The sequence below is a fragment of the Kitasatospora sp. NPDC091257 genome, from assembly GCF_044757675.1.
In the GTDB taxonomy this organism is placed as follows: domain Bacteria; phylum Actinomycetota; class Actinomycetes; order Streptomycetales; family Streptomycetaceae; genus Kitasatospora; species Kitasatospora lactacystinica.
Genome location: NZ_JBIVVI010000479.1, coordinates 1 through 6343 on the forward strand (window position 1 = coordinate 1; position 6343 = coordinate 6343).

Annotated in this window: 5 protein-coding genes; 2 read left to right on the top strand and 3 right to left on the bottom strand. The window is 75.0% G+C overall.

Features of this window, described 5'->3' with window-relative positions; translation table 11 throughout:
* Window positions 1–267: 267 nt before the first annotated feature.
* Together ACIQOV_RS22060 and ACIQOV_RS22065 are read left to right on the top strand one after the other, a co-directional pair.
* Window positions 268–1695: an APC family permease gene (locus ACIQOV_RS22060; RefSeq protein ID WP_401050906.1), complete on the top strand. Its 1428-nt coding sequence runs from the start codon at window positions 268–270 to the stop codon at window positions 1693–1695.
* Window positions 1696–1747: 52 nt separating this feature from the next.
* A complete protein-coding gene (locus ACIQOV_RS22065) occupies window positions 1748–3385 on the top strand; it encodes an amidohydrolase (protein ID WP_401050909.1) in 1638 nt (545 codons plus the stop codon).
* Window positions 3386–3566: 181 nt separating this feature from the next.
* Here the strand turns inward: ACIQOV_RS22065 and ACIQOV_RS22070 are convergent, their stop codons facing one another.
* The 3 genes from ACIQOV_RS22070 to ACIQOV_RS22080 form a co-directional block, all read right to left on the bottom strand.
* Window positions 3567–4274, bottom strand: coding sequence for a TetR/AcrR family transcriptional regulator (locus tag ACIQOV_RS22070; protein WP_401050911.1), 708 nt, complete (start codon window positions 4272–4274; stop codon window positions 3567–3569).
* Window positions 4275–4347: 73 nt separating this feature from the next.
* Complete coding sequence (locus tag ACIQOV_RS22075; protein WP_401050914.1) at window positions 4348–5703, bottom strand: helix-turn-helix domain-containing protein; 1356 nt, start codon at window positions 5701–5703, stop codon at window positions 4348–4350.
* Window positions 5704–5812: 109 nt separating this feature from the next.
* Window positions 5813–6343: DUF4232 domain-containing protein (locus ACIQOV_RS22080; protein WP_401050916.1), on the bottom strand; the 531-nt coding region annotated here is incomplete at its 5' end.

The following is a 6343-nucleotide window of genomic DNA, read 5'->3' on the forward strand; positions in this document are numbered from 1 at the left end:
CCGGGGGCCGGGGCGGGCCGGGGCGGGAGGGGGCGGCGACGGGCCGGGACGGGGCGGTGACGGCGCCGAGGCTTATGACAACGCCATTGACGTGTGGCGGGGCCGCCGGTTTCATGGCTCGCACTTCCCGCCCGCGTCACCCTCTGCGACCGGTACCGGGATTCCCCCACACGCGCACCCCACGACCAAGGCGGTGATCCGTTGGCATCGACGGTGAAGGACACGGGCGGCGGCCCGAGAGCGGACGCGCGAAGCTCCCACGTCACGATGCGCAAATCGCTCGGCCTGGTGGACGGAGCGGTGATCGCCGCCTCCAGCACGGCCGCCACCAGCAGCATCGGGATCGGCCTGGGCCTGATGGCCGGCGTGGTCGGCCTGCACCTTCCGGCGATCATGCTGCTGGCCTTCCTGCCGGTGCTCGCCATCGCCGGCGGGTACGGGCGGCTGAACGCCGTCGAGCCGGACGCGGGCAGCAGCTACCGGTGGGTCGGGCGCATCCTCAGCCCCTGGCTGGGCTTCCTGACCGGGTGGGTGAACACCGTGGGGACCGTGGTCTTCATGGCGTACACCACGACCGTCACCGGCTCCTCGATCGTCCAGCTGCTGGACCAGGCCCACGTCCGCAGTGTCGCCGGGCTGCGGCTCGACGCCGACTCGACCGTCCAGTGCACCCTGATCGGCCTGGTGGTGCTGGTGGGCGCCGCACTGGTCGCGGTGCGCGGGCTGGACCTGGCGGCCAGGCTGCAGAAGGCGCTGCTGGTCTTCGAGTACGCCGTGCTGCTCGGCTTCTGCGGCTACGGGCTGTTCGCCGGCGACCAGCCGTTCTCGCTCCAGTGGTACAACCCCTTCGACATCCCCTCCTTCGACGCGGTCGCCCAGGGCATGGTGCTCGCGGTGTTCTGCTACTGGGGCTTCGAGTCGGTGTTCAGCGTCGGCGAGGAGGTGCGCGACCCGCGGGACGCCTCCCGGGGCGGTCTGCTGGCCCTGGTGGTGATGCTGGCGCTGTTCCTGCTCGCCGGAACGGCCTTCCAACGGGTGCTGCCGATCGACGAGTTGGCCGACAACGGCGCCCACGGGCTGACCTACTTCGGCACCAAGCTCGCCGAACAGCCGCTGGCCGCACTGCCGTTGATCGCGCTGATGTTCTCCGCCGTGGCCTCGCTGCAGTCCTCGGTGATCCCGACCGCCCGCGGGATGTACGCGATGGGGCGCGACCGGGTGCTCGGCCCGGTCTGGACCCGGCTGCACCCCCGGCACGCCACGCCCGCCGTCGGCACCCTGCTGATCACCGGCGTCGCGGTCCTGCTGGCGCTGGCCTCGATCGCCATCCCGACCGTCAACGACCTGATCTCGGCCGCGGTCAACGCGATCGGCATCGTCGTCGCGCTCTACTACGCGCTGACCGCCGTCGCCGCCGCCGTCCGGTTCCGCGGACTGCTGCGCACCGACCTGCCGGAGGGGCTGCGCGCGGTCGTCGGGCCGCTGCTGGGCGCGGCGGCGCTGCTCGCCGTCGGCGGGTACCTGGCCTGGAGCTTCTACGACTCCACGGATCACTTCGAACTCGCCGCGGACAACGGGTGGTTCGAGCTGTCCGTGGTGATCATGATGGTGGTCAGCGGGCTGCCGGCGGCGGCCTGGGCCCGCTGGCGGCGGCGCTCGCCGTACTTCCTGCGGGAGGGCGCCGTGGCCGACTGACCCCGCAGCACGGCAGGACGAATCACGAGGACGCGAGAACGGAGCACCACCCATGACCGAGGCCGATCTGGTCTTCACCCACGGCCCCGTCCACACCGGCGACGCGGCCCGCACCCGGGCGAGCGGCCTGGCGGTCGTCGGCGAACGGATCACCGCCGTCGGGCACGACGAGGTCCGGGAGCTGATCGGGCCGAGGACGGAGGTCGTCGACCTCACCGGCAAACTGCTGCTGCCCGGCTTCCAGGACGCGCACATCCACGCGGTGTTCGGCGGCGCCGAGCTGGCCTCCTGCGACCTCACCGGGACGGTCGGCGTCGCCGACTACCTGGAGCGCGTCCGGGCGTACGCCGACGCCAACCCGGAGCAGGAGTGGATCACCGGCAGCGGGTGGTCGATGGAGAGCTTCGAGGGCGGACTGCCCACCCGGCAGCTGCTCGACTCCGTCGTCCCCGACCGGCCGGTGTACCTGACCAACCGGGACCACCACGGCGCCTGGGCCAACACCAGGGCGCTGGAACTCGCCGGGCTCACCGCCGACACCCCCGACCCGGCCGACGGGCGGATCGAGCGCGAGGCCGACGGCACTCCCGGTGGCACCCTCCAGGAGGGCGCCACCGCCCTGGTCGCCCGGCTGGTGCCGCCCTCGACCGCCGCCGACCGGCTCGACGGGCTGCTGCGCGCCCAGCGGCTGCTGCACTCGCTCGGCATCACCGGCTGGCAGGACGCGCTGCTCGGCGCGTTCAACGGCCAGCCGGACCCGTCGGACGCCTACCTGGCCGCCGCCCGCTCCGGCGCGCTGACCGCCCGGGTGACCGGCGCACTGTGGTGGGAGCGGGACCGGGGTGCCGAACAGATCCCCGAACTCGTGCGGCGACGCGCGGAGTTGAGCCACGGACGGTTCCGGGCCGGCTCGGTGAAGATCATGCAGGACGGCATCGCGGAGAACTTCACCGCCGCGATGACCAGCCCCTACCTGGACGGCTGCGGCTGCGCCACCGCCAACTCCGGCCTCAGCTTCGTCGATCCGGTGGCGCTGCGCGGCCACGTCACCGCACTGGACGCGCTCGACTTCCAGGTCCACTTCCACGCGCTCGGCGACCGGGCCGTGCGCGAGGCGCTGGACGCCGTCGAGGCCGCCCGCACCGCCAACGGCCGGCGCGGCGCCCGGCACCACCTCGCCCACCTCCAGGTGGTCCACCCGGACGACCTCCCGCGCTTCGCCCGGCTCGGCGCCGTCGCCAACATCCAGCCGCTCTGGGCCGCGCACGAGCCGCAGATGGACGAGCTGACCATCCCCTTCCTCGGGCCCGAACGGGCCGCCTGGCAGTACCCGTTCGGCTCCCTCCAGCGGGCCGGCGCCACCCTGGCGGCGGGCAGCGACTGGCCGGTGAGCAGCCCGGACCCGCTGGCGGGGCTGCACGTGGCGGTCAACCGGATGGAACCGGAGGCCACCGACGGGCGGGTCTTCCTGCCCGAGCAGCGGCTCGACCTGGGCTCGGCCATCGCCGCGTACACGGCCGGCAGCGCGTACCTCAACGGGCACGACGACGCCGGCGTGCTGGCGGCCGGACGGCTCGCGGACCTGGTCGTGCTCGACCGGGACATCCTCACCGGGCCGCCGGAGGAGATCGCGCGGGCCCGGGTCCTGCGGACGTACGTCGGCGGCGAGTTGGTGCACGCGGCGGACTGAGCCGGGCAGGGGCCGGACCGGCCGTCGGCGGTGGGCGTACGGGGGCTCACCGCCGGCGGTCGGCGGCGTTTCCCGGCCCGGGCGGTGCCGCGCCGGGCGTCCGAGGCCGGCCGCCCCCGTCACCGCGCGCCATGCCCGCCATGCCCGCCACGAGGAACGTCACGCCGTCGGCCCGCCCGCCTCAGCCGCCCGCCGCTCGCAGCCGGGCCTCGGCGGCCTCCAGGAGCAGGTCCAGGGCGTACGGGTAGCCGCTGCGGCGCATGTCGGTGGTGAGCAGGTGGGCGGTGGCCGCGATGTGGGGGTGGTCGGCGGCGTCGAGCCGGGCGTAGGAGGCCTGCCAGACCTGGAGGTCGGCGTTCTGGGCAGGGGCCGGGAGGGCGAGCGTGGCGGCGTCCAGGGCGGCGAAGCCGAGGCTCTGGTCGACGAAGGCGTGGTAGATCCGGACGGCCTCCGGGTCCGGGAAGCCCGCCCTGCGCAGGACGCCGAGGATCGCCTCGACGGCGGCGATCTCGTGGGTGCGGCCGGTGGTGCGGTGGGCGGCGAGGATGGCGGCCTGCGGGTGGGCCAGGTAGCTGGCGTGGATGCGCAGGCCGATGGCGCGCAGGTCGGCGCGCCAGTCGCCGGTGGGCCGCCAGCCGTGCTGGGCGCGGCCGATCAGCTCGTCGGCGACGGCGAGCAGCAGGTCGTCGGTGCTGTGGAAGTAGCGGTAGACCGCGCTCGGATCGGCGCCGAGCGCGGCGCCGAGCCGTCGCACCGTGAGCGCCTCGGTGCCGTGGCTGCCGATCAGCCGGATCGCGGTCCCGACGATCAACTCGGCGGACAGCACCACGCCCTGCTTGGTGGGGCGGCGTCGACGGCGCTGCGGTTCGGGGACTACGCGGTCGGTCATCCCCCGAGGTTATGCCCGCACCGTTGACGTAGGCCAGGGGTCGGGCACCTCCCGCCCCGGCCGTCGGCCGGACTCAGCCCTCGTTGTGGGCCGGGGCCCAGGAGGTGCCGTTGTGGATGTAGTTCGGCGCGCCCTGCATGCCCACGGTGCGGAACGGCTGCTGGTCGCCGAGGTCCACCCGCATCGTGCCCTTGCGGCCGTCCTTGCCGGTCCACACCAGTTCGAGGAACCAGCTGACGTCCTGGGAGCGGGTGGCGGCGTCCACGTCGATCACCTGCGGGTCGGTGGCCGAGATCCGGTACGGGAAGTCCGTCGTCCCGGTCCTCCGTTCGCCCTCCCGGCCCGCGACGGGGACGAGGCGCGGCGTGGCCGCGTCGAGGTCGACCGCGAAGGACGCCGGTTCGAGCCCGCCTCCGCAGCCGGACCCGGGCGTGTAGGCGTTCCACTTGGGGGCGGGCCGGGTGCTGACCACCTGTACGGACATGGAGTTCAGCACGACGGCGTCCGAGCTCGCGCCCAGGGCGGTCAGCTCGATGCGCAGGTGCCCGGCCGGGACCAGGCGCTGGGAGGCAGCCCAGCTGTCGATCCGGCCGGAGGACGACGGGGGCGGGGTCACCTGGGCGGGGGAGCGGGCGGAGAAGAACCACTGGTCGCAGGGGCTGCCCCAGCCGTTGCTGAGGACACTGACGTGGAAGGGCGCGGGGAGGTCCTCGGGGGCCGCCGGGGCGGCGGCGGACGGGGTGTCCGCGGCGGCGGAGCCCGCGGGGGCCGGCGATGCCGGGGCACCGGTGGGCGCGGTGCCGGCCCCCGCGGTGGCGGCGACGGACGGTGCGGCGGGCGAGGAGGCGGAGGCGTTCGGGGTGCCGCCGGTGTCGCCGGTGTCGCGCAGGAGGAGGCCGGAGGCCACGGCGGCCAGCGCGACCACGGCGGTCGCGCTCAGCAGCACCCGGGTGCGGATGCGGCGGCGCGGCCCGGCGGGCGGGGGCGCGGGGTGGGTGGTCGTCACCTCCTGTTCCTCCTCCGGCGCGGCGGCGGACTGCGGGTCGGGTGCGGCTTCCGGCCGGAGCCGCGGCTCCGCTTCCGGCTGCGGCTGCGGCTGCGGCTGCGGCTGCGGTGTCGGTGCGGGCGTGGGCGTGGGCGCCGGTGCGGCGGTGGCCGGGGTGCCCGCGGAGGAGGCCTCCCGGCGGCGGGCCGCGTCGGCCAGGATCCAGCGGCGGTGCAGTTCGACCAGTTCCTCGCCGCCGGCCCCGCAGACCCGGGCCAGCCGCTCCACCGGCGCGTACTCGGTCGGTACGGCGGCGCCGTTGCAGTAGCGGTGCAGGGTGGAGGTGCTGACGTGCAGCCGGGTGGCCAGGGCCCCGTAGCTGCGGCCCGAACGCTCCTTGAGTTCGCGCAGCATCGCCGCGAACTCCTCGGTCTCCACACTCATCCGCTGCCCTTCCCCCACCCCGGGCCCGGCCCGGGATGCCGTCGATCCGCGAATCACCGTACCGGCAGGCCGGGGCGGGGACCGGGGCAGGGGAGTGCGAAGCGGCAGGTCAGCTCCGGCCGGCCGTCTCCGTGGAGGCCGCCGCGTCGGAGACGCTCTCCCGGTACAGGCCGAGCTTCGGCTGCTTGCCCACCTTCGCGCCGGCGCCGAGCGGGAAGTTCCGGGTGTCGGCGTTGGGCATCTGGTCGTCGGGCAGGACGTTCAGCTGGTCCACGTCGGCCACCCCGCCGCTGCCGGGGTTGAGGTCCACCACCGCGTAGGTGCTCCTGCCGGGAGCCAGCGCGTAGGCCGGCGGGCCGCCCAGCCCGCCCGGAACCAGCGGAGTGAGGTCGTTGCCGTGCTGGGGGGCCTTCGAGCTGCCGAGGCCGATGAGCGGGTAGTAGCTCAGGCCGCAGTAGGCGGTGCCCTGGTTGTGGACCTCGATCACCCGCTGGTCGGGCGACCCGGCCCGGGCGGACACCTTGACCGTCAGCTTGTCGGCCTTGCAGGGGTGGGTGTAGGCGTACGCCTCGTCGCCGACGGCCGCGGCTCCGCCGCCCGTGGCGGGGACCACGGGGGTCCTGGGACGGGCGGAGCCGCC

What these genes read in the sequence shown, in the direction of transcription:
- ACIQOV_RS22060 (WP_401050906.1), top strand. Translation starts at nt 268, where the DNA reads ATGCGCAAATCGCTCGGCCTGGTGGACGGAGCGGTGATCGCCGCCTCC.
- ACIQOV_RS22065 (WP_401050909.1), top strand. Translation starts at nt 1,748, where the DNA reads ATGACCGAGGCCGATCTGGTCTTCACCCACGGCCCCGTCCACACCGGC.
- ACIQOV_RS22070 (WP_401050911.1), bottom strand. Translation starts at nt 4,274, where the DNA reads ATGACCGACCGCGTAGTCCCCGAACCGCAGCGCCGTCGACGCCGCCCC.
- ACIQOV_RS22075 (WP_401050914.1), bottom strand. Translation starts at nt 5,703, where the DNA reads ATGAGTGTGGAGACCGAGGAGTTCGCGGCGATGCTGCGCGAACTCAAG.